Origin of the sequence: Streptomyces sp. RPA4-2 (genome assembly GCF_012273515.2) — a bacterium.
GTDB lineage: Bacteria > Actinomycetota > Actinomycetes > Streptomycetales > Streptomycetaceae > Streptomyces > Streptomyces kaempferi.
In genome coordinates, this window is record NZ_CP050975.2 from 3160062 (window position 1) to 3186313 (window position 26252).

23 protein-coding genes and 1 pseudogene are annotated in these 26252 nt (G+C 72.1%); 14 read left to right on the forward strand and 10 right to left on the reverse strand.

Annotated features, from left to right (window positions below; genetic code table 11):
- The first annotated feature begins 8 nt into the window (after positions 1 to 8).
- The 4 genes and pseudogenes from HEP85_RS13665 (at position 9) to HEP85_RS13680 (ending at position 4930) form a co-directional block, all read left to right on the forward strand.
- Positions 9 to 971 (forward strand): ABC transporter permease, encoded by a 963-nt coding sequence (locus HEP85_RS13665; RefSeq protein ID WP_168528022.1) that lies wholly within the window; start codon positions 9 to 11, stop codon positions 969 to 971.
- On the forward strand, positions 968 to 2929 hold the full coding sequence (locus HEP85_RS13670; RefSeq protein WP_168528023.1) for a dipeptide/oligopeptide/nickel ABC transporter permease/ATP-binding protein: 1962 nt from the start codon (positions 968 to 970) through the stop codon (positions 2927 to 2929). The genes HEP85_RS13665 and HEP85_RS13670 overlap by 4 nt, the downstream gene beginning before the upstream one ends.
- Positions 2926 to 3984, forward strand: a complete 1059-nt coding sequence (locus HEP85_RS13675) for an oligopeptide/dipeptide ABC transporter ATP-binding protein (protein ID WP_369657705.1) — start codon at positions 2926 to 2928, stop codon at positions 3982 to 3984. The genes HEP85_RS13670 and HEP85_RS13675 overlap by 4 nt, the downstream gene beginning before the upstream one ends.
- Before the next feature lie 9 nt (positions 3985 to 3993).
- Positions 3994 to 4930: pseudogene (locus tag HEP85_RS13680) on the forward strand (dihydrodipicolinate synthase family protein).
- A 112-nt stretch (positions 4931 to 5042) separates the two neighbouring features.
- Here HEP85_RS13680 and HEP85_RS13685 read toward each other — a convergent pair.
- From HEP85_RS13685 to leuA, 3 genes are all read right to left on the reverse strand, one after another.
- Positions 5043 to 6398: an exo-alpha-sialidase gene (locus HEP85_RS13685; protein ID WP_369657706.1), complete on the reverse strand. Its 1356-nt coding sequence runs from the start codon at positions 6396 to 6398 to the stop codon at positions 5043 to 5045.
- A gap of 73 nt (positions 6399 to 6471) precedes the next feature.
- Positions 6472 to 7167, reverse strand: coding sequence for a TerB family tellurite resistance protein (locus HEP85_RS13690; protein WP_168528025.1), 696 nt, complete (start codon positions 7165 to 7167; stop codon positions 6472 to 6474).
- A 186-nt stretch (positions 7168 to 7353) separates the two neighbouring features.
- A complete protein-coding gene (gene leuA / locus HEP85_RS13695) occupies positions 7354 to 9075 on the reverse strand; it encodes a 2-isopropylmalate synthase (RefSeq protein WP_168528026.1) in 1722 nt (573 codons plus the stop codon).
- Between the two features lie 363 nt (positions 9076 to 9438).
- On the opposite strand from leuA, the gene HEP85_RS13700 reads away from it, so the two are divergent.
- The 8 genes from HEP85_RS13700 (at position 9439) to HEP85_RS13735 (ending at position 17882) form a co-directional block, all read left to right on the forward strand.
- The gene (locus HEP85_RS13700; protein ID WP_168528027.1) at positions 9439 to 10512 is read left to right on the forward strand and encodes a M4 family metallopeptidase; all 1074 of its coding nucleotides are present in this window, start codon (positions 9439 to 9441) and stop codon (positions 10510 to 10512) included.
- Positions 10513 to 10544: 32 nt separating this feature from the next.
- The gene (locus HEP85_RS13705; protein WP_168528028.1) at positions 10545 to 10811 is read left to right on the forward strand and encodes a protealysin inhibitor emfourin; all 267 of its coding nucleotides are present in this window, start codon (positions 10545 to 10547) and stop codon (positions 10809 to 10811) included.
- 98 nt (positions 10812 to 10909) lie between these two features.
- Positions 10910 to 12223, forward strand: coding sequence for a GH1 family beta-glucosidase (locus HEP85_RS13710; RefSeq protein ID WP_168528029.1), 1314 nt, complete (start codon positions 10910 to 10912; stop codon positions 12221 to 12223).
- A complete protein-coding gene (locus HEP85_RS13715; RefSeq protein WP_365219050.1) occupies positions 12220 to 13485 on the forward strand; it encodes an MFS transporter in 1266 nt (421 codons plus the stop codon). The genes HEP85_RS13710 and HEP85_RS13715 overlap by 4 nt, the downstream gene beginning before the upstream one ends.
- Before the next feature lie 41 nt (positions 13486 to 13526).
- A complete protein-coding gene (locus HEP85_RS13720; protein ID WP_329526309.1) occupies positions 13527 to 14336 on the forward strand; it encodes a GNAT family N-acetyltransferase in 810 nt (269 codons plus the stop codon).
- A gap of 311 nt (positions 14337 to 14647) precedes the next feature.
- The gene (locus tag HEP85_RS13725) at positions 14648 to 15124 is read left to right on the forward strand and encodes a hypothetical protein (RefSeq protein ID WP_168528031.1); all 477 of its coding nucleotides are present in this window, start codon (positions 14648 to 14650) and stop codon (positions 15122 to 15124) included.
- 228 nt (positions 15125 to 15352) lie between these two features.
- On the forward strand, positions 15353 to 16690 hold the full coding sequence (locus tag HEP85_RS13730; RefSeq protein WP_168528032.1) for a beta-xylosidase: 1338 nt from the start codon (positions 15353 to 15355) through the stop codon (positions 16688 to 16690).
- Positions 16691 to 16760: 70 nt separating this feature from the next.
- On the forward strand, positions 16761 to 17882 hold the full coding sequence (locus HEP85_RS13735) for a DUF916 domain-containing protein (protein ID WP_168528033.1): 1122 nt from the start codon (positions 16761 to 16763) through the stop codon (positions 17880 to 17882).
- Here HEP85_RS13735 and HEP85_RS13740 read toward each other — a convergent pair.
- Positions 17776 to 18114, reverse strand: a complete 339-nt coding sequence (locus HEP85_RS13740) for a P-II family nitrogen regulator (RefSeq protein WP_168528034.1) — start codon at positions 18112 to 18114, stop codon at positions 17776 to 17778. The two genes, HEP85_RS13735 and HEP85_RS13740, sit on opposite strands and share 107 nt — an antisense overlap.
- 259 nt (positions 18115 to 18373) lie before the next feature.
- Here HEP85_RS13740 and era point away from each other — a divergent pair, with 259 nt between their 5' ends.
- Entirely contained in the window at positions 18374 to 19333 is a 960-nt protein-coding gene (gene era, locus HEP85_RS13745; protein ID WP_211117950.1) for a GTPase Era, read from the forward strand.
- A 400-nt stretch (positions 19334 to 19733) separates the two neighbouring features.
- Here the strand turns inward: era and HEP85_RS13750 are convergent, their stop codons facing one another.
- The 6 genes from HEP85_RS13750 to HEP85_RS13775 all read right to left on the reverse strand — a co-directional run bounded on the left by HEP85_RS13750 (position 19734) and on the right by HEP85_RS13775 (position 24672).
- Positions 19734 to 20087: a cytidine deaminase gene (locus HEP85_RS13750; protein WP_168528036.1), complete on the reverse strand. Its 354-nt coding sequence runs from the start codon at positions 20085 to 20087 to the stop codon at positions 19734 to 19736.
- An 88-nt stretch (positions 20088 to 20175) separates the two neighbouring features.
- Complete coding sequence (locus HEP85_RS13755; RefSeq protein WP_168528037.1) at positions 20176 to 20535, reverse strand: MmcQ/YjbR family DNA-binding protein; 360 nt, start codon at positions 20533 to 20535, stop codon at positions 20176 to 20178.
- Positions 20532 to 21836, reverse strand: a complete 1305-nt coding sequence (locus HEP85_RS13760) for a hemolysin family protein (protein ID WP_168528038.1) — start codon at positions 21834 to 21836, stop codon at positions 20532 to 20534. Before HEP85_RS13760 ends, HEP85_RS13755 begins: the two co-directional genes overlap by 4 nt.
- Positions 21833 to 22330 (reverse strand): rRNA maturation RNase YbeY, encoded by a 498-nt coding sequence (ybeY, locus tag HEP85_RS13765; protein WP_168528039.1) that lies wholly within the window; start codon positions 22328 to 22330, stop codon positions 21833 to 21835. Before ybeY ends, HEP85_RS13760 begins: the two co-directional genes overlap by 4 nt.
- A 12-nt stretch (positions 22331 to 22342) precedes the next feature.
- On the reverse strand, positions 22343 to 23410 hold the full coding sequence (locus tag HEP85_RS13770) for a PhoH family protein (RefSeq protein WP_153290687.1): 1068 nt from the start codon (positions 23408 to 23410) through the stop codon (positions 22343 to 22345).
- A 152-nt stretch (positions 23411 to 23562) separates the two neighbouring features.
- Positions 23563 to 24672, reverse strand: coding sequence for a PfkB family carbohydrate kinase (locus tag HEP85_RS13775; protein WP_329287800.1), 1110 nt, complete (start codon positions 24670 to 24672; stop codon positions 23563 to 23565).
- 302 nt (positions 24673 to 24974) lie between these two features.
- Here HEP85_RS13775 and HEP85_RS13780 point away from each other — a divergent pair, with 302 nt between their 5' ends.
- A complete protein-coding gene (locus HEP85_RS13780; RefSeq protein ID WP_168528040.1) occupies positions 24975 to 26225 on the forward strand; it encodes an MFS transporter in 1251 nt (416 codons plus the stop codon).
- The last annotated feature ends 27 nt before the right edge of the window (positions 26226 to 26252 follow it).

The window sequence follows — 26252 nt, forward strand, 5'->3', positions numbered from 1 at the left end:
GTTCACCGATGACGGCCATCGTCCGCATCCTGACCCGCCGTATCGCCCTGCTCGTCCCGCTGCTGCTCGGCATCGTGCTGTTCGTCTTCCTGGTGATGCGCTTCTCGGACGTCGACCCGGCGTCCGCGTTCTTCCAGGGCGCCAACCCCACTCCGCGGCAGCTGCACGACTTCCGGGAACGCAACGGCCTGCTCGACCCCTTCCCCGTCCGCTACGTCCACTTCGTCGGCGCCCTGCTCCACGGCGACCTGGGCACCAGTGCCCTGACCCGGGCGCCGGTCGTCGACCAGGTCACCACCGCACTGCCGCTCACCCTCCAGCTGACCTTCCTGGGCCTGGGCATCGCGGTGGTACTGGCGCTGCTCGGCGGGGTCACCGCCGCGCTCCACCGCGACCGGCTGCCCGACCAGGTCATCCGGGTCGTGTCGCTGACCGGGGTCGCGGCGCCCGGCTTCTGGCTGGCGCTGCTGATGATCCAGTACCTGGCCGTGGACCTGGGCTGGTTCCCGACCGGCGGATACGTCAACCCCGGTGACTCGCTGAGCGGCTGGCTGAGAACGATGACGCTGCCGGCCTTCGCGCTCTCCCTGCCGGTCGCCGCGCAGCTCACCCGGATCGTCCGTACGGCCGTGGTCGAGGAACTGGACAAGGACTACGTACGGACGGCGGTCGGGAGCGGCCTGCCGCCGCTGGTCGTGGTCGGGCGGAACGTGCTCCGCAACGCCCTGATCAACCCCCTGACCGTGCTGGGGCTGCGGGTCGGCTATCTGCTGGGCGGCGCGGTCGTCATCGAGACGATCTTCTCGCTGCCCGGGATGGGCAAGCTGATGATCGACGCCGTGCAGAACGGCGACCCGGCGGTCGTCCAGGGGGTCGTCCTGACGACGGCCACCGGCTTCGTGGTCGTGAACCTCGTCATCGACATCCTGTATCTGCTGGTCAATCCACGCCTGAGGGACGCCGCTCGATGATCATCACGCGCAAGAGCCTCGCCGTGGCCCTCTCCCGGCCCGGGATCCGACTGCGCAGGCTTCCCGTCCTGTCCCGGATCGCCGTCTGCTTCCTGGCCGTCGTCGTCCTGCTGGCCCTGTTCGCCCCGCTCCTCGCCCCGCACGACCCGCTCGACCAGCAGCCGCGGGCCGACGGCAGCGGGCACCCGTCCGCCGGACACTGGATGGGGCAGGACAGCCTCGGCCGGGACATCCTCAGCCGGCTGATGTACGGCGCCCGCTGGTCCCTCGCGATCGGCCTCGGCGCCACCGCGCTGGCCCTGGTCGTGGGCGCGCTCCTCGGCGCGGTCGCGGCGACCTCCCGCAAGGCGGTCGACGAGACGCTGATGCGCTGCCTGGACGTGGTGATGGCGTTCCCCGGTATCGCGCTGGCCGCCGTCCTGGTCGCGGTCTTCGGCGGCGGCATCACGGTCCTGACCTGCGCGATCGCGTTCCTGTTCACCCCGCCGGTGGCCAGGGTCGTCCGGGCGAACGTGCTCGACCAGTACGGCGAGGACTATGTGACGGCCGAACGGGTCATCGGTGCCCGCACACCGCACATCGTGCTGCGGCACGTGGCCGTCAACTGCGCCGCCCCCGTCCTCGTGTTCTGCACGGTCCAGGTCGCGGAGGCGATCGTCTTCGAGGCGTCGCTGTCCTTCATCGGCGCGGGCGTCCGGCCGCCGGACCCCTCCTGGGGCAGTGTCATCGCGGACGGCAAGAACATGGTGCTCACCGGCGGCTGGTGGGCGACGGTCTTCCCCGGCCTGCTGATGCTGATCACCGTGCTGTCGCTGAACGTCCTCTCCGAGGGGGTCTCCGACGCGTGGGCGGCACCGCCCGCGCGGGAGGTGGAGACCGGCGGGGACCGGCTGGAGACGCCGGAACCGGGCGGCGGAACGGTCCTCGAACTGCCGGATCTCGCGCGGGCGGCGGCCCGGCTGCGTTCCCGGGCCCGCCCGCTGCCCACCGGCCCGCCGGTCCTCCGCGTCGAGGACCTCGCCATCGGCTTCGACGCCCGGCACCGGGGCGTCGACATCGTCGACGGGATCGGTTTCGAGGTGCGCCCGGGTGAAGTCCTGGGCCTGGTGGGCGAGTCGGGCTGCGGGAAGTCACTGACGGCGCTCGCGGTGATGGGCCTGGAGCCGCCGGGGGCCCGGGTGCGCGGACGGGTCCTCTTCGACGGGACGCAGTTGGTGGGCGAGCCGATGCGGGTGCGGCGACGGCTGCTGGGCCACGAGATGGCGATGGTCTACCAGGACGCGCTGTCGTCGCTGAACCCGGCCATGACGATCCGGGCCCAGCTGAAGCAGGTGGTGCGCAGGGGCGGCAGGCGCTCCCCCGCCGAACTGCTGTCGCTGGTCGGCCTCGATCCCGGCCGCACGCTGCGCAGTTACCCCCACGAGCTCTCCGGCGGCCAGCGCCAGCGCGTCCTGATCGCGATGGCCCTCTCCCGCGGCCCCCGGCTGATCGTCGCCGACGAACCGACGACGGCCCTCGACGTGACCGTCCAGGCGCAGATCATCACGCTGCTCCTGCGGTTGCGCGAGGAACTGGGCTTCGCGCTGGTCCTGGTCTCGCACGACCTGGCACTCGTCGCGGACGTCACGGACCGGGTGGTGGTGATGTACGGCGGCCGGATCGTGGAGACGGGCGTGACGGCGGACCTGGTCCAGTCGCCCGCCCACCCCTACACGCGGGGCCTGCTGGGCAGTGTCCTGTCCCTGGAGTCGGCGGCCACCCGCATGACACAGATCAAGGGGGTCGTGCCCTCCCCCGCCGACTTCCCGGCGGGCTGCCGGTTCGCCGACCGCTGTCCGTCGGCGACGGAGGTGTGCCGGACGACGAGACCCGCCCTGCTGGGCACCCCGGCGCACACGGCGGCCTGCCATCATCCGGCGGTGGTACTGACGACCACGGAGAGCGAGACCGTCTCATGACCGCACTCGTCCGGCTCGCGGACACCCACGTCGTCCACCGCGCCCGCAGCGGCAGCCTGTTCGCCCGCGACCGGGTGTACGCCCTGACCGGCGTCGATCTCACCGTCGCGCCCGGCGAGACGGTCGGGGTCGTCGGCGAGTCCGGCTGCGGGAAGTCGACACTCGCGAAGGTGCTGGTGGGCGTCCAGCGGCCGACGTCCGGCACGGTGACGTTCGGCGGTCGCGACCTCTGGTCGATGAAGCCCGCCGAGCGGCGCGCGGCCGTCGGCGGCAACACGGGCATGATCTTCCAGGACCCGTCGACGGCGCTGAACCGCCGGCTGTCCGTACGACGGATCCTGCGCGACCCGCTGGACGTGCACCGGCGCGGAACGCCGGCCGGACGTGAGCTGCGGGTGCGGGAGTTGATGTCCCTGGTGGGTCTGCCCCGGGCCCTGGCGGAGGCCCTGCCGGGGCAGCTCTCCGGCGGCCAGCGCCAGCGGGTGGCCATCGCGCGCGCCCTCGCCCTGGACCCGGACCTGGTGGTGGCCGACGAGCCGACGAGCGCGCTGGACGTGTCGGTCCGCGCCCAGATCCTCAACCTCCTGCTGGACCTCAAGGAGCGGCTCGGGCTCGCGCTGGTGTTCGTCTCGCACGACATCCAGACGGTACGCAGGATGAGCGACCGGGTGGTCACCATGTACCTCGGCCGGATCGTGGAGGAGTCCCCGGCTGCCGAGGTCACCGACCGGGCCCGGCACCCGTACACCCGGGCCCTCTTCTCGGCCACGCCGGGTCTGCTGGCACCGATCGACCCCATCCCCCTGGCGGGCCCGGTGCCCTCGGCCACCCGCCCGCCGACCGGCTGCCCCTTCCGCACCCGCTGCTGGAAGGCGGACGACACGTGCGCGTCCGCCATGCCGGGCTTCACGGCCACGTCGGACCCCGGACACCGCTTCCGGTGCCACCATCCTGTGGAGGAGGGCGAGTCGACGCGCGACCTGGTGGCACAGGCCGTGGCGGTCTCTCCCCCCGTGGCCGACATCCCCGCCCAGCATCACCAGCATCAGCCCTAGGGAGCCTCCATGCCGATCCCCGCCCCGCTGACCGGTGTCGTACCGCCCGTCTGCACGCCCCTGACACCGGACCGCGAGGTGGACGTTCCCTCGCTCATCAACCTCGTGGACCATCTGGTGGACGCCGGGGTCGACGGCCTGTTCGTGCTCGGCTCGTCCTCGGAGGCGGCGTATCTGACCGATGCGCAGCGCCGGCTGGTGGTGGAGACGGTGAAGGCGCACCTCGGCGGCCGGCTGCCCCTGCTGGCGGGTGTGATCGACATGACGACCCCCAGGGTGCTCGACCATGTCGCGTCGGTCACCGCGGCGGGGGCGGACGCGGTGGTGGCCACGGCGCCCTTCTACGCCCGTACCCACCCGGCGGAGATCGCCCGGCACTACCGTCTGATCGCCGCCCGCTCGTCCGTGCCCGTCTTCGCCTACGACCTGCCGGTGTCCGTCCACACCAAGCTGGGCGCGGAGCTGGTGCTCGAACTGGCCGCGGACGGGGTGCTGGCCGGTCTCAAGGACTCCAGCGGTGACCTGAGCGGCTTCCGTGCGGTGGTGACGGGGGCGAGGACGCATCCCGGTGTCACCGGATTCAGTGTCCTCACCGGATCCGAACTCGTCGTCGACTCGGCGCTCGCGCTGGGGGCGGACGGGGCGGTGCCCGGTCTCGCCAACGTCGATCCGCACGGGTATGTGCGGATCGACCGGCTCTGCCGGGAGGGGGACTGGGAGCGGGCCCGTGCCGAGCAGGAGCGGTTGTGCGTGTTGTTCGGGATGGTGGGGGTCGGCGATCCCGGGCGGATGGGGAGTGGGTCGGCCGCGCTCGGGGCGTTCAAGGCCGCGCTGTATCTGCGGGGGGTGATCTCGTGTCCGGCGACGGCGGAGCCGCAGGTGCCGTTGTCTGAGGGGGGAGGTTGAGCGGGTGGGCAAGTATTTGGCGACGGCGGGCCTTCTGTAGGCGCTTCTCCCGCCCCCGCCGCCCCTACCCGACCCATCCCGTACCTGGGGGCTCCGCCCCCAGACCCCCGCTCTACCTTAAGGGCCTTGTCCTCAAACGCCGGACGGGCTGACTACCCAGCCCGTCCGGCGTTTGAGGACGAGCTCCTTCGGGCGAAAGCAAGGGGGTCCAGGGGCGCAGCGCCCCCTGGCGGGGTCTGGGGCGGAGCCCCAGCTACGGGACGGGTCGGGTAGGGGCGGCGGGGGCGGGAACAGCCGCTGCGAGTAAGCCGGAACTCGATGCGGGCGTACGGGCCCGACTCCCCCGTCTCGTAGAGGATCCCCACCCGCCCGGAACCGAGCGGCACGAGGTCCGAGTAGGCGGCCGGCCGCGAGGAGAGCGTCATCGTCCTGGTGAACGTGACGCCGGAGTCCGTACTGCGCCACAACGCCATGCCCCGCCGCGCGTGAGGCACGGACGGCCCGGAGAAGAGAAGGGGAGCGTGCCGGCCGGGCGGCTGCAGGACGCCGCCCTGGACCACGGGCACCTCGTTCAGCGCCGGCTGGACGGCGTACGGCCGGGACAGCGTCTGTCCGCCGTCACCGGAGTAGGCGTCCAGCCGATGCCCGCCCGAACCCCCCGTACCGTTCTCGTCCCGCGCACTGAAGTACAGCCGCCCGTCGGGAAGTTCGGCCACACCGCTCTCGTTGACGTTGAGCCGTCCGTCGTACGAGTCGTCGACGAACCCGAGCCGCCAGTCCAGCCCGCCGTCGTCGCTGTAGAGGGCGTGCCCGCCGTAGTACTTGGCCTCCCGGCCGGTGTCGGCGGAGCCGGGCGGCGGCGCGGAGGAGTGGTCGGCGGGAACCACCAGCCGCCCGGCGTGCGGCCCGTGCCGCAGGGCGATCGCGTGCCCGGGTCCCGTGGCGTACCACCGCCATCCCGGCCGCTTCACCGCGCCGGTGATCTCCCGGGGAGCGGAGAAGTGCCGGCCGTCGTCACGGCTCGTCTGGACGAAGACACGGCGGCCGAGACCCCTCGTGGCCTCGCCCCTCATGATCCGCGCCTCGGTCACCGCGCCGCCGTTGAAGCAGGTGAGCAGGACGACGCGGCCGCTGCGGGGGTCCACGACGGGCGCGGGATTGCCCCGGGTGTCCCCGCCGCCGTCCGCGACGACCCGCAGCGGACCCCACGTACAGCCTCCGTCGGCGGACCGTCTCAGGACGACGTCGATGTCCCCCGTGTCGCCCCCGCCGTCGTGCCGCCCCTCGGCGAAGGCGAGCACCGTGCCCGCGCCGGTCCGGACGACGGCCGGGATGCGGTAAGCGGCGTAGCCGTCCTGGCCCGCGGTGTACGGCACGGAGGCCGCGCAGTGGGACCCTGACGGGGAGGCCGCGGACGCGGTCCCGACGGCGGCGGGAGCGGCGAGGAGGCCCGCGGTCAGCGCGGCGGCGAGGCTGCGTCTCAGGGGTTCCTCGCTCTCGCCTCGCACACCACGAGGCGTGCTACTTCACGTAGCACTCAGATTACCCCGCGTGACCGCCCTCACACTTCCGTGCCGGGGTCTAGGACGGCGTGCGCGCCGCGACCAGGAGCCGTGTCACCTCGTCCGCGCAGATCGTCAGCGCCGCGCCGACGGTGGACAGGACGTCCCGTTCGGCGGGCGTGTAGGGCCCGTCGGCCAGGGCGATCCGGGCCCCCTGGAGCAGGATCGATTCACGGCCGGCCGACGCGAGGTGCGGAGCGAGCGGGTCCAGGGCCTCGTGGAGCTCTATCGCGAGGCCCGCCCCGCAGGGTTCTCCGAAGAGCCGGCCGGTGTCCGCGGCGAGGGCCTCGACGAGCGCGGCGAGCTGGTCCTCGGTGCAGTCGTCGAAGCCGGCCGAGCGCACCGCGACGGCCGCGGTCTCCAGGGCCGTGCGGGAGCAGGTGCCGCCGGCCGCGAGCACGGCGAGCGCGACGGTGTGGACGGCGTCGCGGAGCATCGCGGAGAAGCGGGTGGTGGTGGGGTGGTCGAGGACGTCCGCGCCGTAGTGGCGGCGGCAGGCGGCGCACTCGACGACGGGGCCCGTCTCACCGCGCGGCAGGACCGGTACGCCGAGGAGGGTGAAGCGGCGGCGGCCGGTGAGGCGCTGGTAGTTGCGGTCGCCTCCACAGCCCGGACAGAAGAACTCGCCGTCCCCCATGGTGGTCCACGCGGTACGGGTGCCCAGGATGCGGGGAACCTGAACTGCACGACCGTTTCGTCCCCACCCTGGCAGCACCGTCGCACACCTCCGTAACGCCGCGGCAACATCGCCGCGCTGGCGTGATGTTAGCCACATTGTTGAGGTGGAGTCAGTACCCCGGACGAGACCTCTCCGTGATCTTCACGGGGATTGGCCGGTAAACGACGTGGCCCCGCCCGCCTCAAAAGGCGGACGGGGCCAGGAAAACGCCGGTCAGAGTGGTCAGCGGGCCGCGCGGTTGACGGCGGAGACCACGGCCTTCAGCGAAGCTCGTGTCGTATTCGCGTCGATCCCGATTCCCCACAGGACCTTGTCACCGATCGCGCACTCGATGTAGGAGGCGGCCTGCGCGGACGCGCCCTCGCTCATCGTGTGCTCCTGGTAGTCCAGCAGGCGTACGTCGACGCCGATGGACTGCAGGGCGTCGAAGAACGCGGAGATCGGACCGTTGCCGGTACCGGTCAGGACGGTGTCGGTGCCGTCCACCGAGGCCTCGACGGTCAGCGAGTCGATGCCGTCGCGGTCGGTCGTGGTCTGGCCGGTCTTGACCTGGATGCGGCCCCACGCGTTCCCGGGGTTCGGCAGGTACTCGTCCTGGAAGATGCCCCAGATGTCCTTCGGGGTGACCTCGCCGCCCTCGGCGTCCGTCTTGGCCTGGATGATCTTCGAGAACTCGATCTGCATCCGGCGCGGCAGGTCCAGCTTGTGGTCGTTCTTCAGGACGTACGCGATGCCGCCCTTGCCGGACTGCGAGTTGACGCGGATGACGGCCTCGTAGCTGCGGCCGACGTCCTTCGGGTCGATGGGCAGGTACGGGACGGCCCACTCGATGTCGTCGACGGTGACGCCCTTCGCGGCCGCGTCGGCCTCCATGGCGTCGAAGCCCTTCTTGATGGCGTCCTGGTGGGAGCCGGAGAAGGAGGTGTAGACGAGGTCGCCGACGTACGGGTGACGGGCGTGGACCTCCATCTGGTTGCAGTACTCGGCGGTGCGGCGGACCTCGTCGATGTCCGAGAAGTCGATCTGTGGGTCGACGCCCTGCGAGAACAGGTTCATGCCCAGGGTGACCAGGTCGACGTTGCCGGTGCGCTCGCCCTGGCCGAACAGGCAGCCCTCGATGCGGTCGGCGCCGGCCATCAGGGCCAGCTCGGCGGCGGCGACGGCCGTGCCGCGGTCGTTGTGCGGGTGGACGGACAGGCAGACGTACTCGCGGCGGGAGAGGTTGCGGCCCATCCACTCGAAGCGGTCCGCGTGCGTCGAGGGGGTCGAGCGCTCCACCGTGGCGGGCAGGTTCAGGATGATCTCCCGGCCCGGGCCGGGCTGCCAGACGTCCATGACGGCCTCGCAGACCTCCAGGGCGAAGTCCAGCTCGGTGTCGGTGAAGATCTCGGGGCTGTACTGGTAGCCGAAGGCGGTGCGCTCGTCGAGCAGCTTCTCGGCGTACTCCATGACCAGCCGGGTGCCGTCGACGGCGATCTGCTTGATCTGCTCCTTGGAGCCGCGGAAGACGACCCGGCGGAAGACGGGGGCCGTCGCGTTGTACAGGTGGACCGTGGCGCGCCTGGCGCCCACCAGGGACTCCACCGTGCGCTCGATCAGGTCCTCGCGGGCCTGGGTCAGCACGGAGATCGTGACGTCGTCCGGGATGGCCGTCTCGTCCTCGATGATCGAGCGGACGAAGTCGAAGTCCGTCTGGCCGGAGGCCGGGAAGCCGACCTCGATCTCCTTGTAGCCCATCCGCACCAGCAGGTCGAACATCTCGCGCTTGCGGGCCGGGGACATCGGGTCGATGAGCGCCTGGTTGCCGTCCCGCAGGTCCGTCGACAGCCAGCGGGGGGCGACGGTGACACGCTGGCCCGGCCAGGTGCGGTCCGGGATGTCCACCTGCTCGTACGTGCCGTACTTGTGAGTCGGCATGGCGGTGGGCTGCTGGAAGTTCGGCATGATGCGTGGGCTCCTCAGAGGGTGTCCGGAAGGACGGCCGACGGCGCAACGCCGAACTCCGCGGGGAGGGAGTCGGCCTCGACTACAGGCCCTCGCCGCGGCAGCTAAGGAGAAGCAGCCCGAAACGCATGATGCTCCGCAGCCTAGCCGAGCCACGCTCCGTACGGGGGGCTGTATCAGTATGCGGGATCGCCGACCCATAAGGAAGAAAAAGGTAGAAAACAGACAAGACGTACGTCACATCACTCAGGGTGAGCCTTCATACCACTCAGGAGCGGACGGAGGCACTCCCTATCACCGCATTTCACACGATCTTGGTCGCCGGTAGTGACACCGGCGTGACTCAGTGCAATCGTGCCGGGCATGACCGCCAACGCGGCAGGCTTCGAGCCTGTCTTCTGCACCATCGTGCCGCCCCACGTCCTCGACACGCTGGCCCAGCACGAGGACCCCGCGCTCTCCGGGCCCGCGCGCCGCACCCTGGAGCGCGACGCCTTCGAGCGCACCCACCGCCGGCTGACCACGGTCATCGGCGCGCCCACGGTGGCAGCGCCGCCGGACGCGCCCGCGGACAAGCCGCGGCGCACCGTCTACGACGCCCGCCACCAGCAGGACCTGCCCGGCAAGAAGGTCCGCGGCGAGGGCGAAGACCCCGGCAAGGACGCCACCGTCAACCGCGCGTACGCCGGCCTGGGGGCCACCTTCGACCTGTACCTGAACGCCTACGCCCGCAACTCGATCAACGGCGAGGGACTTCCCCTCGACGCGAGCGTGCACTTCGACCGGGACTACAACAACGCCTTCTGGAACGGCGAGCAGATGGTGTTCGGGGACGGCGACGGCGAGATCTTCCTCGACTTCACCATCCCGGTCGACGTCATCGGCCACGAGCTGACCCACGGCGTCACCCAGTACACGGCGAACCTCACCTACTTCGGCCAGCCGGGCGCGCTCAACGAGTCCATGTCCGACGTCTTCGGCTCGCTGATCAAGCAGTACACGCTCGGCCAGACCGCGGCCGAGGCCGACTGGCTGATCGGCGCCGGACTGCTCGCCCCGCGGGTCACCGGCCAGGCGCTGCGTTCCATGAAGGAACCGGGCAGCGCCTACGACGACGACGTGCTCGGCAAGGACCCGCAGCCCGCGACGATGGACGGTTATGTGCGCACCGGCCGCGACAACGGCGGCGTCCACATCAACTCCGGCATCCCCAATCACGCCTTCTACCTCGTCGCCCAGGCACTCGGCGGCCACGCCTGGGAGCGTGCCGGGCAGATCTGGTACGACGTCCTCACCGGCGGCGAGCTGCAGTCGCAGGCGAGCTTCGCCGACTTCGCCGAGCTGACGGTCGCCCGGGCGCGCAGCCGGTACGGGGAGGGCGAGGAACTGCAAGGGGTGACGAAGGCCTGGGAGCAGGTCGGGGTCGCGACGTCGTAGCCCCGGCGTCCGATCCGTACTAGACAGGACCCATGCGTATTCAGGTGAGGCGCACGGGCGGATTCGCGGGCATCGAGCGCCGGGCCGAGATGGACACCTCGGGGCGGGCCGACGGCCGTGAGTGGCAGGCCCTGGCCGAGCGGGCGGTCGCCGCCGGCCGGGGCACCCGCCCCGCCGGGGTCCCGGACGGTTTCAGCTACGAGATCACGGTCGACGGCAGGACGGTGTACGCGGCCGACCCGAGCCTCACGGAGGAGCAGAGGGAGCTGATCTCGCGCGTGCTCAAAGAAGGGGCGTGAGCGGGGCCGCCGGGGATGGGCGTCGCCGAGGAAGCGGCAACTCGTGGTTCACGCCCACCCGTTGACTTCCTTTACTGCCGGTAAGGATGATCGCGCGCATGGCGACGAACCCCCTACCGCAGTTCCCGCCCGGCTTCCTCTGGGGCGTGTCCACCTCGGCCCACCAGATCGAGGGCGCCGTCCAGGAGCGCGACCCCTCGGTGTGGGACGCCTTCACCGCCGAGCCGGGCCGCGTCAAGGACGGCTCGACCGCTGCGGTGGCCTGCGACCACTACCACCGCTACCCCGAGGACGTGGCGCTCCTCGCCGACCTTGGCGTGGACGCGTACCGCTTCTCGGTCTCCTGGCCCCGGGTCAACTCCCCCGGCGGCCTCGACTTCTACGACCGGCTCGTCGACGCGCTGTGCGCCGCCGGGGTGCGCCCCGTCCCGACCCTCTTCCACTGGGACCTGCCGCTGGAGCTGGACTGGCTGAACCGGGACACGGCGGAACGCTTCGCCGAGTACGCCGGTGTCGTCGCCGCCCGGCTCGGTGACCGCGTGCGGAAGTGGATCACCCTGAACGAGCCCGCCGAACACACCCTGCTGGGCCACGCGCTCGGGGCGCACGCCCCCGGCAGGCGGCTGCTCTTCGACGCGCTGCCGGTGGCCCACCACCAGCTCCTCGCCCACGGCCTGGCGGTACGGGCGCTGCGCGCGGCCGGGGCCGCCGACATCGGGATCGCCAACTCGCACGGGCCGACCTGGGCGGCGTCCCGGAGCCCCGAGGACGTGGAGGCCGCGGACTTCTACGACCTCCTGCTCAACCGGCTCTTCGCGGACCCGCTGCTGCTGGGCCGCTATCCCGAGGGCATCGGTGAGCTGATGCCGGGACACCCCGAAGGCGTCGAGGCGGACCTGAAGGTGATCGCGGAGCCGCTGGACTGGTACGGGATCAACTACTACCAGCCGACCCGGGTGGGCGCCCCGCAGGGCACGGAGATCGAGTTCGGCGGACTGACCCTGCCCGCCGAACTCCCCTTCTCGGTCAGGGAACTGGAGGGGTACCCGGTCACGGACTTCGGCTGGCCGGTGGTCCCCGAGGCGCTGACCGAACTGCTGGTGGGCTTCCACGAGCGATACGGCGACCGGCTCCCCCCGGTGGTCATCACCGAGAACGGCTGCTCGTACGAGGGCATCGACGACCAGGAACGGATCGCGTTCCTCGACGGTCATGTCCGGGCCCTGCACCGGGCGTCGGAGCAGGGCGTGGACGTCCGCGGCTACTTCGTGTGGTCACTGCTGGACAACTTCGAGTGGGCGGAGGGGTACGCGCGCCGCTTCGGGCTGGTGCACGTCGACTACGACACGCAAAAGCGCACCCCGAAGGCGTCGTACGCCTGGCTGCGGGACGCCCTGCGGGCGCGGGGATGACGGCGGCGGACCCGGCCGGAACGCCCCTGAGCGCCCTGGCCGAGCCCGTCGAACGGGTCGGCCGGGGCTGGATCTCGGCGCTCTCGCTCGCCAACGGGGCCATCTGGGTGGGCTGGTACGGCCCGCTGCAGATCCTCCTCGCCTCCCAGGCGGAGGACTTCGCACCCGGCACCGGCCTGTCCAAGGAGACGATGCTGGCGTGGGTGACCGGCGCGGGCGCGGTCGTGTCGCTGGTCGCCAACCCCGTCTTCGGCGCGCTCTCCGACCGGACCACCGCCCGCCGGGGCCGCCGTACGCCGTGGATCGTGGCCGGGTCCGCGGGCGGCGCCCTCTCGCTGCTGCTCCTGGCGGGGGCCGGCGGGATCTGGACGATGGCGCTGGGCTGGTGCCTGGTCCAGCTGACCCTGAACGCCGCCTTCGCCGCGGTCACGGCGGCCGTCCCCGACCGGGTGCCCCGGCTCCAGCGGGGCTCGGTGGGCGGCTGGCTGGGCGCGGCGCAGATCCTGGGCGTGGTCGGCGGGACGGGCCTGGCGACCGTGGCCGGGGGCGTGGGCGGCGGCTACGCGGCCTGCGCGGTGTTCACGCTGGTGGGCGTACTGCCGTACGTGCTGCGCTTCCCCGACCTGCGGCTGCCCCCCGCCCACCGGCCGCCCTGGTCGGGGCGCTCCTTCGCCGCCTCCTTCCGGCTGAGCCCCCGCGACCATCCGGACCTGGCCTGGGCCTGGCTGACCCGCTTCCTGATCAACCTCAGCAACGCCCTCGTCCTGCTCTACCTGCTGTACTACCTGCGGGACCGGCTGCACTACGGCGACCCCGAGAACGGTGTGCTGATCCTGACGGCGGTCAACGGTGTCACGCTGCTCGCCACGGTCGTGGTCGGCGGGGTGTGGTCGGACCGGGTGGGCCGCCGCAAGCCGTTCGTGATCTGGTCGGGCGTGCTGATGGCGCTCGCCACGGGGGTCCTGTCCGGCTGGCAGACCTGGCCGGGCGCGATCCTCGCGGCGGCGGTGCTGGGCGTCGGTTTCGGCGTCTTCACCTCGGTCGACTTCGCCCTGATGACGGACGTGCTGCCCACGGCCCTGGACCGCGGCAAGGACCTCGGCGTCATCAACGTCGCCAACGCCCTGCCCCAGGTGGCCGCCCCGGCGCTGGCGGCCCCCATCGTGACGTACCTGGGTGGCTACCGGATGCTGTACCTGGTGGCGGCGGTGATCGGGCTCGCGGGGGCGGTGCTGGTGCGGCGGATCAGGGGCGTCGACTGAATTCGGGTGTCCGGACGGGGCCGTTCGTCTTGGATGACGTCATGACCACCGTGCACACACCGCTGGACCGGCTGGAGCGCTACTACGACGCGGTGCCGCGCGCCGCCGCGCGGACCGAGGACTTCGGGCCACTGACCCTCTTCGTGCGGGAGACGGCCGGCTGGCCGTACTACGCGCGCCCCACGCTCGACCGGACGGGTCCGGGGGCCACCGTCGCGGACGTGGACCGGGTGCGGGCGCGGCAGCGCGAGCTGGAGGTGCCCGAGGCCTTCGAGTGGGTGGCGGAGGTGACGCCCGGCCTGCGCGCGGCCGTCGAGGCGAGTGGGCTACGGGTGCACGCGCACCCCCTGATGATCCGCGACCAGGACGCCCCGCTGCCCGGCCCGCACCCACTGGTCCGCGTCCTGGGGCCCGAAGACCCCTTCCTCGCGGGCGCGTTGGCGGTGCCGCACCTCGCCTTCGCGGCGCCCGGCACCGCGGTGGGCGAGGCCGGGGCCGAGGCACTGGCCGCCGAGATCACCGCCCGCGCGGGGGAGGTTTCCGCCGCCGCGGACCGTATCCGGGCGGGCCGCGGCGTTCTTGCCGCGGCGGTCGGGGAGGGCGTCGCGCTCTGCTCCGGGATGCACCTCCCCGTCGGCCGCGTGAGCGAGATCGTCGGGGTCGGCACCCTGCCGGCCGCACGCCGCCGCGGTCTGGCCTCGGGTGTCACCGCCGCGCTGGTGGCGGACGCGCGCGAGCGGGGCGTCGACACCGTGTTCCTGTCGGCCGGGGACGACGACGTGGCCCGTATGTACGCCCGCCTGGGCTTCCGGCGCGTGGCCACGGCCCTGATCGCGGAACCCGTGGAGTGACCGGGGGGCACCGGCCGCCGACCGTGCTCCGCGGACCGATGGACTTCGGCCACTTTCGCCGCCCCGCCGAGGAATCCCCCGGGTCTCCCTTGCCATCCCACGCCGCTCGCGCATCAATGGAACCGCACATTCCGACGGCCCGTCAGATACGCCGAGCGGCATCCCGCACCCCGCTCACGGACGGTCCGCGTACACGTCTCTCCGCACCCGCACCGGAGCCCCGGTCACGCGTCCGTGTGCCCGGCACCGGGGACACCGGTGCCGTCCCTCCATCCCCCCATGGCAATTCCCGTACCAGGGAAGGGAACCCGATGAGACGCAAACAGCTGGGCATCACGGCGGCGGCGGCCGCCTGCACCCTCGCCGCGACCGGCCTCGCCCTCGCGCCGACCGCCGCGGCCGTCAGCCCGCTGACCGCCACCATCGACGCCACCTGCACACTCGGCGGCGGCGGTGCGGCCACCCTCACGGCCACCCAGGACGGCACGGCCGCGACGATGACCCTCAGCTCCACCTCGATCACCTCCCCGCTCCCCCTGGCGCAGGACTCGATCGCCTCCACGCTGACGCTGACGAAGGCCGGGGGCGGCACCACCGCGTTCACCGGCACGAGGAACCCCGCCATCGCGGCCGGCGGCGGAGTCTCCGTGGGTCCGCTCGACGGCACCGTCGCCTCCGGGGACAGCCTGGACGTGTACGGCGGCTCCCTGCGGATGGTCGTCTTCGGCATCACCATCTCGTGCACCGCGGACGCGCCGCAGTCACCGGGCCCGTTCGTCTTCGACTGATCCTCCTCCCGCGCAGGTGAGGGCCGGTGCCGCCCGCGCGCAGCGGCACCGGTCCGCACGCCCGGCGCGTCCGCGGACCGGCTGGTCCGGTGACCTTGACACAACCTGATGGGCCATCAGTTGATGGCCCGGCGTTCCATTGACTTCTCTCACGGCCCGCACGTCAATGGCCCCCTGTCGGCGCGGACGAGCCGCTGCGCCCGCATCCCTCAGGAGGGGGCAACAACCATGGGAACCACGGGTTCGACAACCCGAAGACGCCGCTGGGCGGCGCTGCTCGGGGCGACCGCGCTGGCGGTCACCGCGGGCGGGGCGCTGGCCGCCCCGGCCGGAGCCGTGTCCACGGAATCCCAGAACGTGGACTTCGCCACGCACTGCATCCCGCCGGCGATCGCGGGCATCCCCCCGATCGACGGCACCACCACCGCGGTGGTCTCGGTGGACAACGCCACGCCCAAGGTCGGTGACACCGTCACCGTCACGTACAAGGTGGTCACGCCCGCCGCGAGCAACCCCACCGCCATCAACCTGCCGGCCGACATCATGACGCCCACCGGCAAGGTCACCCTCGGCGGGGCCCAGACGGGCTCCATCACCGTCGCGGGCCCCAAGAAGAACGACCCGGTCGCGGGCAACGCCCCCTTCCCGTCGTTCAGCATGACCGGCACCTTCACGGTCACCGCGCCGGGCGCCATCACGCTCTCGCCCGGCGACTACAACATCCACACCAGTTACATCCTGGAACTCGACACCCCGTGCACGGTCACCAACCCGCCCGCTCCGGTCTCCGACACGGTCACCGCGACGGACGGGAGCCAGACCAACACCCGTGCCCTCACGCTCGGCACGGCCTCCGGGAAGCCCGGTGACAGCGTGACCGTCGCCGGCAGCCACTTCACCCCGGGCGCCACCGTGACCCTCGCCGGACGGTCCGGGGCCACCCAGACCGCCGACACCGCCACCGCCACCGCCGACGCCCAGGGCGCGTTCAGCGGCACGCTGGCCGTCAACGACAAGACGACGACCGGTGTGGTGGCGTACGAGGGCGCGAGCTGGAGCGACGACAAGGGCGCGGGACCGGCGGCGTACGTCGTCGTCGACGACACGCCCGTTCCCGGCAACGCCCAGAAACTCACCACCACGGTGAAGGCGGGGACACTGTCGATGTCACAGGCCGGGGACGCCGTCCAGCTGTCGGCGGTCGACTTCGGCCAGGGCGGGGCCTCGAACGGAGCCCTGCGCACGGTGACCGTCAAGGACTTCCGCGGCGGACCCGCGGGCTGGTCCCTGACCGGCAAGGTCACCGACTTCACCGGTCCCGGCGCCAAGATCGACGCCGGCCGGCTGAGCTGGAGCCCCGCCTGCGGCACCAAGGCGGGCAGTCCGAGCACCTGTCAGGCCGGTTCGTCCGGCACGGTCGGGAGTTCGGGAGCGACGCTGGCGTCCACCCCCAACGGGGGCCTCACCGGCGGTGAGTTCACCGTCGACGCGGGCCTGTCGCTGGACGTACCCGCGTTCACCCCGCCGGGCTCGTACGCCGGTGTGCTCACGCTGACGCTCACCTGACCGGTCCGTCCTTACCCCGGTGGCCGGGCGCGCACCCGCCCGTCCACCTCGTCCGTGGGGGTCCGCACCCATGCGCAAGCCGTATGCCCTCCCGCTGTCCGTCCTCCTGTACTCCCTGTCCCTCCTGCTCGCCCCGCTCGTCCTGCTCGCGCCGGCCGCGTCGCGCGCGTACGCCGCCGACAACGGCAGCTGGTCCGTCTACCCGTTCGCGACCCAGCTCTCCGCACGGCCGTACTTCATCCTCTCCGCCGACCCCGGCACCACGGTCAGGGACAAGGTCACCGTCACCAACAAGACCGGTGCCCCGCTTTCCTTCCGCCTCTACGCCGCCGACGCGTACAACACCGTGCGCGACGGGGGCTTCGCGGTGCGCACGGCGAAGGAGAGACAGCGGGAGGTGGGCGCCTGGGCGCGGCCGGCCCGCTCCCGGGTGACGGTTCCCGCGCACGGCTCGGTCACCGTCCCGTTCACGCTCCGGGTCCCCGAGCGGGCCGAACCCGGCGACCACGCCGGCGCGCTGGTCGCTCTCGACGAACGGGTCGATCCGGGCTCCGGAGCGGTCGCGATGGGGGTCCAGCGGGCGGTCGGCGCCCGGATCTACCTCCGGGTCGGCGGACCGACGGTCCCCGCCCTCGCCGTCGAGAAGGTCCGTATCAGCCACCACCAGCCGCTGGTCCCCGGCACGGGCACCAGCACCGCCACCATCTCCTACACCCTCCACAACACGGGCAACGTGACGCTGGACCCGAGGGTGCGGCTGAGGGCGGAGGGTCTCTTCGGGCGGACGCTTTTGTCCCGGGGCCTGACCAGGATCCCCGCCGAGCTGCTGCCCGGACAGCGGGTACGGCTGAGCGAGCCGTGGCGCGGGGCGCCTCAGCTCGACTGGGGCGACGTGACCCTGACCGCGAGCGCGCAGGGCACCCGGCAGTCCGCGAGCACGTCCTTCCTCGCCCTGCCGTGGCTGGTACTGGGCCTGGTACTGGCGGCGGCAATCGGCGGCGCGGTCGTGGTGGTCAGGGCGCGTGGCGGGCGGGGGTGGCCGTGGACGCCCGGAGCGGCGCGGCGCCGTGGCCGGCCGTGGCCGCTCAGAGGGCGTCGGGGCCGCGCTCGTCCGTCCGTACCCGCACCACCGTCTCCACCGGAACCGTCCACACCTTCCCGTCGCCGATCTTCCCCGTCCGCGCGGCCTTGACGATCGCGTCGACGGCCGGGGCGGCGTCCGCGTCCTCGACGACGACCTCGACACGGACCTTGGGGACGAGGTCGACCTGGTACTCGGCGCCGCGGTACACCTCGGTGTGCCCGTGCTGGCGCCCGTACCCGCTGGCCTCCGTCACGGTCAGACCGTGGACGCCGAGTTCCTGCAGAGCGGTCTTGACCTCGTCGAGGCGGTACGGCTTGACGATCGCGGTGATGAGCTTCATGCCTGGGTCCTGGCCTTCTGCGCGGTGGGGAGGGACGACGGGACCGGGGCCCGGTGGCCCGGGACCCCGTGATCGTAAGCGGTTCCGGCGTGTCCCGTGGGGCGGCGGCCGGTGTGTTCGCGCACCTCGTCCGCCCGGCGGCCGACGCCCGCGCCGAAGCGTGCGGGAGGGGCGGTCCGTAGTGCGTGGGGGCTTGCGGAACCTCGCCGCGGGCGCTGGGGGCGCACGGCGTGCGGCAGGTGCCCGTGGATCAGGGAGAATGGGCGCCATGAGCGTTCGTAGTCAGTCATCCGAGCCGTCCGAGGCCACCCATCGCGCCGGTTTCGCCTGTTTCGTGGGCCGTCCCAACGCGGGCAAGTCCACCCTCACGAATGCTCTGGTCGGCCAGAAGGTGGCGATCACCGCGAACCAGCCGCAGACCACGCGGCACACGGTACGGGGCATCGTGCACCGCCCCGACGCCCAGCTGATCCTGGTCGACACCCCCGGTCTGCACAAGCCGCGCACCCTGCTGGGCGAGCGCCTCAACGACATCGTGCGCACGACGTGGGCCGAAGTGGACGTCATCGGCTTCTGCCTGCCCGCGAACGAGAAGCTCGGCCCGGGGGATCGTTTCATCGCGAAGGAGCTGGCGTCGATCAAGAAGACGCCGAAGATCGCGATCGTCACGAAGACCGACCTCGTGGACAGCAAGACGCTCGCCGAGCAGCTCATCGCGATCGACCAGCTCGGTCAGGAGCTGGGATTCGAGTGGGCGGAGATCGTGCCGGTGTCGGCCGTCGCCGACCAGCAGGTGAGCCTGCTGGCCGACCTGATCGTCCCGCTCCTCCCCGAGGGGCCCGCCCTGTACCCCGAGGGCGACCTGACCGACGAGCCCGAGCAGGTCATGGTCGCGGAGCTGATCCGTGAGGCGGCGCTGGAAGGTGTACGCGACGAGCTTCCGCACTCCATCGCCGTCGTCGTCGAGGAGATGCTCCCGCGCGAGGACCGGCCCGCCGACAGACCGCTCCTCGACATCCACGCCTTCGTCTACATCGAGCGCCCCAGCCAGAAGGGCATCATCATCGGCCCCAAGGGCAAGCGCCTGAAGGAGGTCGGGATCAAGTCCCGCAAGCAGATCGAGGCGCTGCTGGGCACACCGGTCTTCCTCGACCTCCATGTGAAGGTCGCCAAGGACTGGCAGCGAGACCCCCGCCAGCTCCGCAAACTGGGCTTCTGACCGTCCCCGGAGCCGCGCCCCCTCTTCGTCCTCCGGGGGGGCGCGAAACCCGACGCCCCGTCCGGCCTCAACAGGCCCCGCCCGCAACGCCGGACGGCCGAAGACACCTGAAGGCGCGCGGGAAACTGCACGACCAGCCCCCACCCACCCGTCCGGCCTCAAACAGACCCGCCCCTCCGACACCGGACGGCCGAAGACACCTGAAGGCGCGCGGGGAACCGCACGACCAGCCCCCACCCACCCGCACGGCCTCAAACAGACCCGCCCCTCCGACACCGGACGGCCGAAGACACCTGAAGGGGCGCGGGGAACCGCACGACCAGCCGCCACGCACCCGCACCCGAAGAACCCACCGGGGGCCGGGGCGCAGCCCCGGAAGGACGCCGGGCAACCGACGGAGTCAGCCCGCGGTCACCGTCACGCGTACCGCCCCGTCCGGCCCCGCCAGCAACACCGGCGTATCCGCCCCGCCGAGGTCACGTACAGCCGCACGGTCCTCCTCCGGAACGGCCTCCGCCACGGAGACCACCGCCGCCGCCTCCAGGGACGTCGCCCCGGACGCCACCGCCATCGCCACCGCCGTGCGCAGCGCGCTCAGCCGCAGCGAGGGCAGGTCCACGGTGCCGGCGACATAGGTACGGCCCGTCTCGTCCCGGACGGCCGCCCCCTCGGGCACCCCGCCGCGCGCCCGCGCGGAGCGGGCCAGGGTGACGATCTTGCGGTCCTCGGGGTCGAGCGCGCTGCTGTCGGTCATGCACCGAGCATACGAAGTGCCGCCCGGGGCCCGCGCGGCGGTCCACGCCTGTCCCGTCACCGGGTGCGTCGACCCTCGCCGCCCGTCCTCAGGGGCGGTCGAGACGGAGCCGCTCGGCCTTCGGCAGACCGGCGACGACGAGGTCGTACGAGTCCTCGACGAGCTCTCGGACCATACGGTCCGGCAGCTCGCCGTCGGCCGTCACGGTGTTCCAGTGGCGCTTGTTCATGTGGTAGCCGGGGATGATCAGTCCGGGGTGCTCGCCGCGCAGCCGGATCGCGTCCTCCGGGGCGCACTTGAGGTTGACCTTCAGCGGGCGCGCGTCCAGGCTCGAGAGCGCGAAGAGCTTGCCCAGGACCTTGAAGACCGAGGTCTCCGGGTTGAAGGGGAACTCCTCGACGGCCGCGTTGAAGGAGAGGCAGAACGCGCGCAGCTGCTGCGGGGTCACTCCGGCTTCTCCTCCTCGCGGGGCTCGGCGGTGGCGGCCGGTTCGACGAGCACCGTGACGATCTTGTTCCGGCGTCCGGCCGCGGCCTCCGCGGTCAGCCGCAGCTCCCGCCCGTCAGGCAGCTCGACGACGGAGGAGGCACCGGCGATCGGGACCCGGCCGAGCGCCTTGGCGAGCAGCCCGCCGACCGTCTCCACGTCCTCGTCGTCGTACGCCTCGAAGCCGTACAGCTCGCCGAGATCGCCGATGTCGAGACGCGCGGTCACCCGGTAGCGGTCGTCGCCGAGCTCCTGGACCGGCGGCAGTTCACGGTCGTACTCGTCGGTGATCTCGCCGACGATCTCCTCCAGGATGTCCTCGATGGTGACGATGCCGGCCGTGCCGCCGTACTCGTCGATGACGACGGCGACGTGATTGCGCTCCTGCTGCATCTCGCGCAGCAGATCGCCCGCGTTCTTGGTGTCGGGCACGAAGGTGGCGGGCCGCATGGCCGTCGACACGAGCTCGGACTCGGCGTCGCGGCTGATGTGCGTCTTGCGGGCCAGGTCCTTCAGGTACACGACGCCGACGATGTCGTCCTCGCTCTCCCCGGTGACGGGAATGCGCGAGAAGCCGGAGCGCAGGGCCAGCGTGAGCGCCTGCCGGATGGTCTTGTAGCGCTCGATGACGACGAGGTCGGTGCGCGGCACCATGACCTCGCGTACGAGGGTGTCGCCGAGTTCGAAGACGGAGTGCACCATGCGGCGCTCCTCGTCCTCGATCAGCGACTCCTTCTCGGCGAGGTCGACGAGTGCGCGCAGCTCGGCCTCGGAGGCGAAGGGGCCGCGCCGGAAGCCCTTGCCGGGTGTCAGCGCGTTGCCGATGAGGATGAGCAGCGACGGGATCGGGCCCATGATCCGCGCGAGCGGCAGCAGGACGTACGAGGCGGCGGTCGCCGTGTTCAGCGGGTGCTGGCGGCCGATGGTGCGCGGTGAGACGCCGACGGCGACGTACGAGACGAGGACCATGACGCCGATGGCGACCCCGAGGGCCTGCCAGGTCTTGTCGAACTCCTGCAGGCAGGCGTACGTGACGAGCGCGGCGGCCGCCATCTCGCAGGCCACGCGGACGAGCAGCGCCACGTTGAGATAGCGGGTCGGGTCGGCGGCGACCTGCGCGAGGTTGGCGCTGCCGCGCCGCCCGCCGCGTACGGCCTCCTCGGCGCGGAAGCTGGAGACGCGCGCGATGCCCGCCTCCGCGCAGGCGGCGAGCCAGGCGACGACGACCAGCAGGACGGCGCCGAGTACGAGTTGAGGACTCATGACACGGTCGGGGCCGGTGAGGGGCCCGTCATGCCCTTCTCCGCGCGCCAGCCGTCCACGATGGCCGCCTGGAGGCCGAACATCTCGGCCTTCTCGTCGGGTTCCTCGTGGTCGTAGCCGAGCAGGTGCAGCACTCCGTGGACGGTGAGGAGCTGGAGCTCCTCGTCCATGGAGTGCTGCGTCGGCGCGTCCTTGCCCTGCTGCTCGGCGACCTCCGGGCACAGCACGATGTCACCGAGCAGGCCCTGCGGCGGCTCGTCGTCGTCCTTGGACGGCGGGCGCAGCTCGTCCATGGGGAAGGACATGACGTCCGTGGGACCCGGCAGGTCCATCCACTGGATGTGGAGCTGCTCCATGGCGTCGGCGTCCACGACGATCACCGAGAGTTCGGAGAGCGGGTGGATGCGCATCCGTGCGAGCGCGTAGCGGGCGATGTCGAGGATCGCCTGCTCGTCGACCTCGGTTCCGGACTCGTTGTTGACGTCGATCGACATGCTGGTGCTGGTCTACTTCCCCTTGTGTCCGGCGTTGCCGCGGCCCTTGCGGGAGCCGTTCTCGGTGCCGTTCTCGCTGTCGTACTTCTCGTACGCGTCGACGATACGGCCGACCAGCTTGTGCCGTACGACATCGTGGGACGTGAGCCGTGAGAAGTGCACGTCGTCGAGGCCCTCCAGGATGTCCTGGACCTGGCGCAGGCCCGACTGCGTCCCGTTCGGCAGGTCGACCTGCGTCACGTCGCCCGTGATCACGATCTTCGATTCGAAGCCGAGGCGGGTGAGGAACATCTTCATCTGCTCGGCGCTGGTGTTCTGGGCCTCGTCCAGGATGATGAAGGCGTCGTTGAGCGTACGGCCACGCATGTACGCCAGGGGCGCGACCTCGATCGTCCCGGCCGCCATCAGCCTGGGGATCGAGTCCGGGTCGAGCATGTCGTGCAGCGCGTCGTACAGCGGGCGCAGGTAGGGGTCGATCTTCTCGTAGAGCGTGCCGGGCAGGAAGCCGAGGCGCTCGCCCGCCTCCACCGCCGGGCGGGTCAGGATGATGCGGTTGACCTGCTTGGACTGGAGCGCCTGCACGGCCTTCGCCATCGCGAGGTAGGTCTTGCCGGTGCCGGCGGGGCCGATGCCGAAGACGATGGTGTGCTTGTCGATGGCGTCGACGTACCGCTTCTGGTTGAGCGTCTTGGGTCGGATGGTGCGGCCGCGCGAGGACAGGATGTTCTGTGTGAGCACTTCGGCGGGGGTCTCCTCGCCGTCGCCCTCCCCGTTCTCGCTCGCCCTGAGCATGGCGATCGAGCGTTCCACTGCGTCCTCCGTCATGGGCTGCCCCGTACGGAGCACCAGCATCATCTCGTCGAACAGGCGCTGGACGAGGGCGACTTCACCGGCGTCGCCGACCGCACTGATCTCGTTGCCCCGGACGTGGATGTCGGCCGCCGGGAAGGCCTTCTCGATCACGCGCAGCAATGCGTCTCCGGAACCCAGAACAGTCACCATGGGGTGCTTGGCCGGGACGGTGAAGTGCGCGCGTGCCTGCCCCTGGGCGGGGCCGTGAGCTGTGGGTGTCTGAGTCATGGGCCGGCTCTGTAGGCCTGCTTTTCCTCCTTGATCGGCACGCTTGCCACGGGGGCAGCCTTGCGGTTCCAAGCGTACGTCTCCGCACCGACAGAGCCGTAGGGCTTTTCGTCACCTCTCCCTGCGGTCTCGCCCTTTCCCCCGGGCCCGGTTCACACCGACCGCCCGAACCCGATCGTCGGCACCGCCCGCCGCAGCGGCCACGGCCGTGTCACCTCCGGCAGCAGGCCCTCCAGGAAGGCGTACCGGCGCAGTGCCGCCGGATCCTGGTCGTCGACGGACTGGACGCGGCGCCACCAGGCCGCGATCTCGGACCAGCCGGGGGCCGAGAGGGAGCCGCCGAACTCCTGGACGGACAGGGCGGCGGTGAGGCCGGCGAAGGCGAGGCGGTCGGCGAGCGGCCAGTCCGCGAGGGTGCCCATCACGAAACCGGCGACGAAGACGTCCCCGGCACCGGTGGGGTCGAGGGCCTCGACGTCGATGGCCGGGACCGCGGCGGTCTCGCCGGTGCGGCCGTCCACGGCGTAGGCGCCCTCGGAACCGAGGGTGACGACGGCCAGCGGTACGTGCTCGGCCAGCGCGTGCGCCGCGGCCCGCGGGCAGCGCGCGCCGGTGTAGCGCATCGCCTCCTCGGCGTTCGGCAGGAACGCCTCGCAGTGTTCGAGGTCCGCGAGGCCCGCGAGGTCCCAGCGGCCGGTGTCGTCCCAGCCGACGTCCGCGAAGATCCGGGTGCCCGCGCGCGCGGACTCGGCGATCCACTGGGCGCGCGTGCCGGGGGCCAGGGAGGCGACGGCGGCCCGCGCGCGGGGGGCGTGTTCCGGGGCGGTCTCCACCGGCGGCGGCTCGTGCCCGTGGCTGACCATCGTCCGCTCGCCCTCGTAGGCCATGGACACGGTGACCGGCGAGTGCCAGCCGGAGACGGTGCGCGACGGGGAGAGGTCGATGCCCTCGCCCTGCTCCAGGGCGTCCCAGCAGTACTCGCCGTAGTGGTCGTCCCCGAAGGCCGCGGCGAGGGAGGTCTTCAGGCCGAGCCGGGCCAGCGCCGTCGCCATGTTCGCCACCCCGCCGGGGCTCGACCCCATGCCGCGCGCCCAGGACTCCGTCCCGCGCACCGGGGCCGAGTCGAGCCCCGTGAACACGATGTCGAGGAAGACGGTGCCGGTGAGGTAGACGTCCCAGGGCGGGTCCTGGGAGGTGCGCAGACCGGCGAGCGGGTCGACGTGGGCCTGGCAGTACGGTCGCTCTCCGTCGGACGCGATCACGGTGCGCTCCCTGAGGTGGTGCGGATTCAGGCCAGTGTGCACCAATTGGCTCGCGGGACGGAGCGGACCTCGCGGAGGCGTTCGTCGCGCATCGAGTCCTCCGAGCGAGCAGGGCCGGAGGACGGAAAACCCCGCGTTTACCCCGCCTTCACCGCACCAAACGGAACGTGATCCAGATCACGGCGCCCCACCTGTTTCCCACCCGGACCCGCTTGATACAAATTGCCCGCGCGTTCCTGTCCGTCGACAGCCGCTCAACCCCCCTCATCGAGCCGCTTCTTTCGCATGCCCTGGGAACGCCCGTGTCCTCCCGCACCACCATGCCCTGGCCCCTCGTCGCCCTTTTCACGGCCGGGTACCTCGCCCCGTACCTCCTGCCGACCACCGTCGGCAGACTGAACGCGGGTCTCCCCCTCTCCGCCACCGAGGCCGGTTGCGTCGGCAGCGTCCTGCTGCTGAGTTCGGCGACGGCGGGCTTCCTGCTCGCCTCCCGCGTCGACCGCTTCGGCCCGCGCCGACTGGCCCGCGCCGGGCTGCTGCTCGCCGCCGTCGGCTACGGCACCGCCGCTCTGACCACCACCCTCGCGCTGGTCGTCGGCGGCGCGATCGTCGGCGGTCTCGGCTCCGGCACGATCACCACCGTCGCCGCCACCGGGATCGCCGCCGAGCGCGACCCCCACCGCACCACGACGTTCGGTCTGCTCGGCGTCTCCGCCCTCGCGGGCACGCTGTATCTGACGATCCCGCACCTGGGCCCGGGTCACGGCCAGCCGCTCGCCGCGATCGCCGTCACCGCGCTGCTCGTCCTGCCCGCGACCCGGCGGCTGCCCACCCGCGCGCCCGCCGCGCGGACCCCGCGTGCCCGCACCCCGCTTCCGCACCTCCGCGCCGGGGCCGTACTGGCCGCCGCCATGCTCTGCTGGTCCCTCGCCCAGAACTCCCTGTGGGGCGTCAGCGGCCGTATCGGCCTGACCCAGGCGGGGCTGAGCGAGGTCACCGTCGGAGCGGTCTTCGCGGCGGCGCTCGGCGCCGGGCTGCTGGGGGTGATCGGGGCGGGTGCGCTCGGCCCGCGCCTCGGCCGCGCGCTGCCCATCGGCGCGGGCACCGCGCTGATCGCGGGCTGTATCGCGCTCAGCGCGGCCGCCGACGACCTGCCGTCCTTCGCGACCGGCGAGATCGCCTGGAACACGCTGTACCCGGTCGTCCTGTCCTACGTGATCGGGCTCGCCGCGTCCCTGGACCAGCGCGGGCGGTGGGCGGTCCTGGTGGGCTCCGCCTCCTCGCTCGGCACGGCCTGCGGGCCGCTCACGGGCAGTCTCCTCTCCACGTGGACGGGTTACCCGGGGATGGGTGTGATCCTGGCGCTCGGCCTGCTGCTGCTCACCGTCCCGATGACGGCGGTGGCCCTGCGCACCCGGCGCGGCACCCCGCAGGAGCACTCCGTGGTGGAGATCCCGCTGGAGACCGTCGCGGCCCGGCGGGCGGCGTACGGCACGGCGGGCCCCCGGCAGACCGCCGCCGCGTCGGCGGCACCGGGGCCCGGACCGGGCTGACCCCCGGACGGGCGGGACCGGGCTGAC

Excerpts from the sequence above, each read along its gene's own strand:
- HEP85_RS13665 (WP_168528022.1), top strand. The coding sequence starts at position 9 with ATGACGGCCATCGTCCGCATCCTGACCCGCCGTATCGCCCTGCTCGTC.
- HEP85_RS13670 (WP_168528023.1), top strand. The coding sequence starts at position 968 with ATGATCATCACGCGCAAGAGCCTCGCCGTGGCCCTCTCCCGGCCCGGG.
- HEP85_RS13675 (WP_369657705.1), top strand. The coding sequence starts at position 2,926 with ATGACCGCACTCGTCCGGCTCGCGGACACCCACGTCGTCCACCGCGCC.
- leuA (WP_168528026.1), bottom strand. The coding sequence starts at position 9,075 with ATGCCGAACTTCCAGCAGCCCACCGCCATGCCGACTCACAAGTACGGC.
- HEP85_RS13700 (WP_168528027.1), top strand. The coding sequence starts at position 9,439 with ATGACCGCCAACGCGGCAGGCTTCGAGCCTGTCTTCTGCACCATCGTG.
- HEP85_RS13705 (WP_168528028.1), top strand. The coding sequence starts at position 10,545 with ATGCGTATTCAGGTGAGGCGCACGGGCGGATTCGCGGGCATCGAGCGC.
- HEP85_RS13710 (WP_168528029.1), top strand. The coding sequence starts at position 10,910 with ATGGCGACGAACCCCCTACCGCAGTTCCCGCCCGGCTTCCTCTGGGGC.
- HEP85_RS13715 (WP_365219050.1), top strand. The coding sequence starts at position 12,220 with ATGACGGCGGCGGACCCGGCCGGAACGCCCCTGAGCGCCCTGGCCGAG.
- HEP85_RS13720 (WP_329526309.1), top strand. The coding sequence starts at position 13,527 with ATGACCACCGTGCACACACCGCTGGACCGGCTGGAGCGCTACTACGAC.
- HEP85_RS13725 (WP_168528031.1), top strand. The coding sequence starts at position 14,648 with ATGAGACGCAAACAGCTGGGCATCACGGCGGCGGCGGCCGCCTGCACC.
- HEP85_RS13730 (WP_168528032.1), top strand. The coding sequence starts at position 15,353 with ATGGGAACCACGGGTTCGACAACCCGAAGACGCCGCTGGGCGGCGCTG.
- HEP85_RS13735 (WP_168528033.1), top strand. The coding sequence starts at position 16,761 with ATGCGCAAGCCGTATGCCCTCCCGCTGTCCGTCCTCCTGTACTCCCTG.
- HEP85_RS13740 (WP_168528034.1), bottom strand. The coding sequence starts at position 18,114 with ATGAAGCTCATCACCGCGATCGTCAAGCCGTACCGCCTCGACGAGGTC.
- era (WP_211117950.1), top strand. The coding sequence starts at position 18,374 with ATGGGCGCCATGAGCGTTCGTAGTCAGTCATCCGAGCCGTCCGAGGCC.
- HEP85_RS13750 (WP_168528036.1), bottom strand. The coding sequence starts at position 20,087 with ATGACCGACAGCAGCGCGCTCGACCCCGAGGACCGCAAGATCGTCACC.
- HEP85_RS13760 (WP_168528038.1), bottom strand. The coding sequence starts at position 21,836 with ATGAGTCCTCAACTCGTACTCGGCGCCGTCCTGCTGGTCGTCGTCGCC.
- ybeY (WP_168528039.1), bottom strand. The coding sequence starts at position 22,330 with ATGTCGATCGACGTCAACAACGAGTCCGGAACCGAGGTCGACGAGCAG.
- HEP85_RS13770 (WP_153290687.1), bottom strand. The coding sequence starts at position 23,410 with ATGACTCAGACACCCACAGCTCACGGCCCCGCCCAGGGGCAGGCACGC.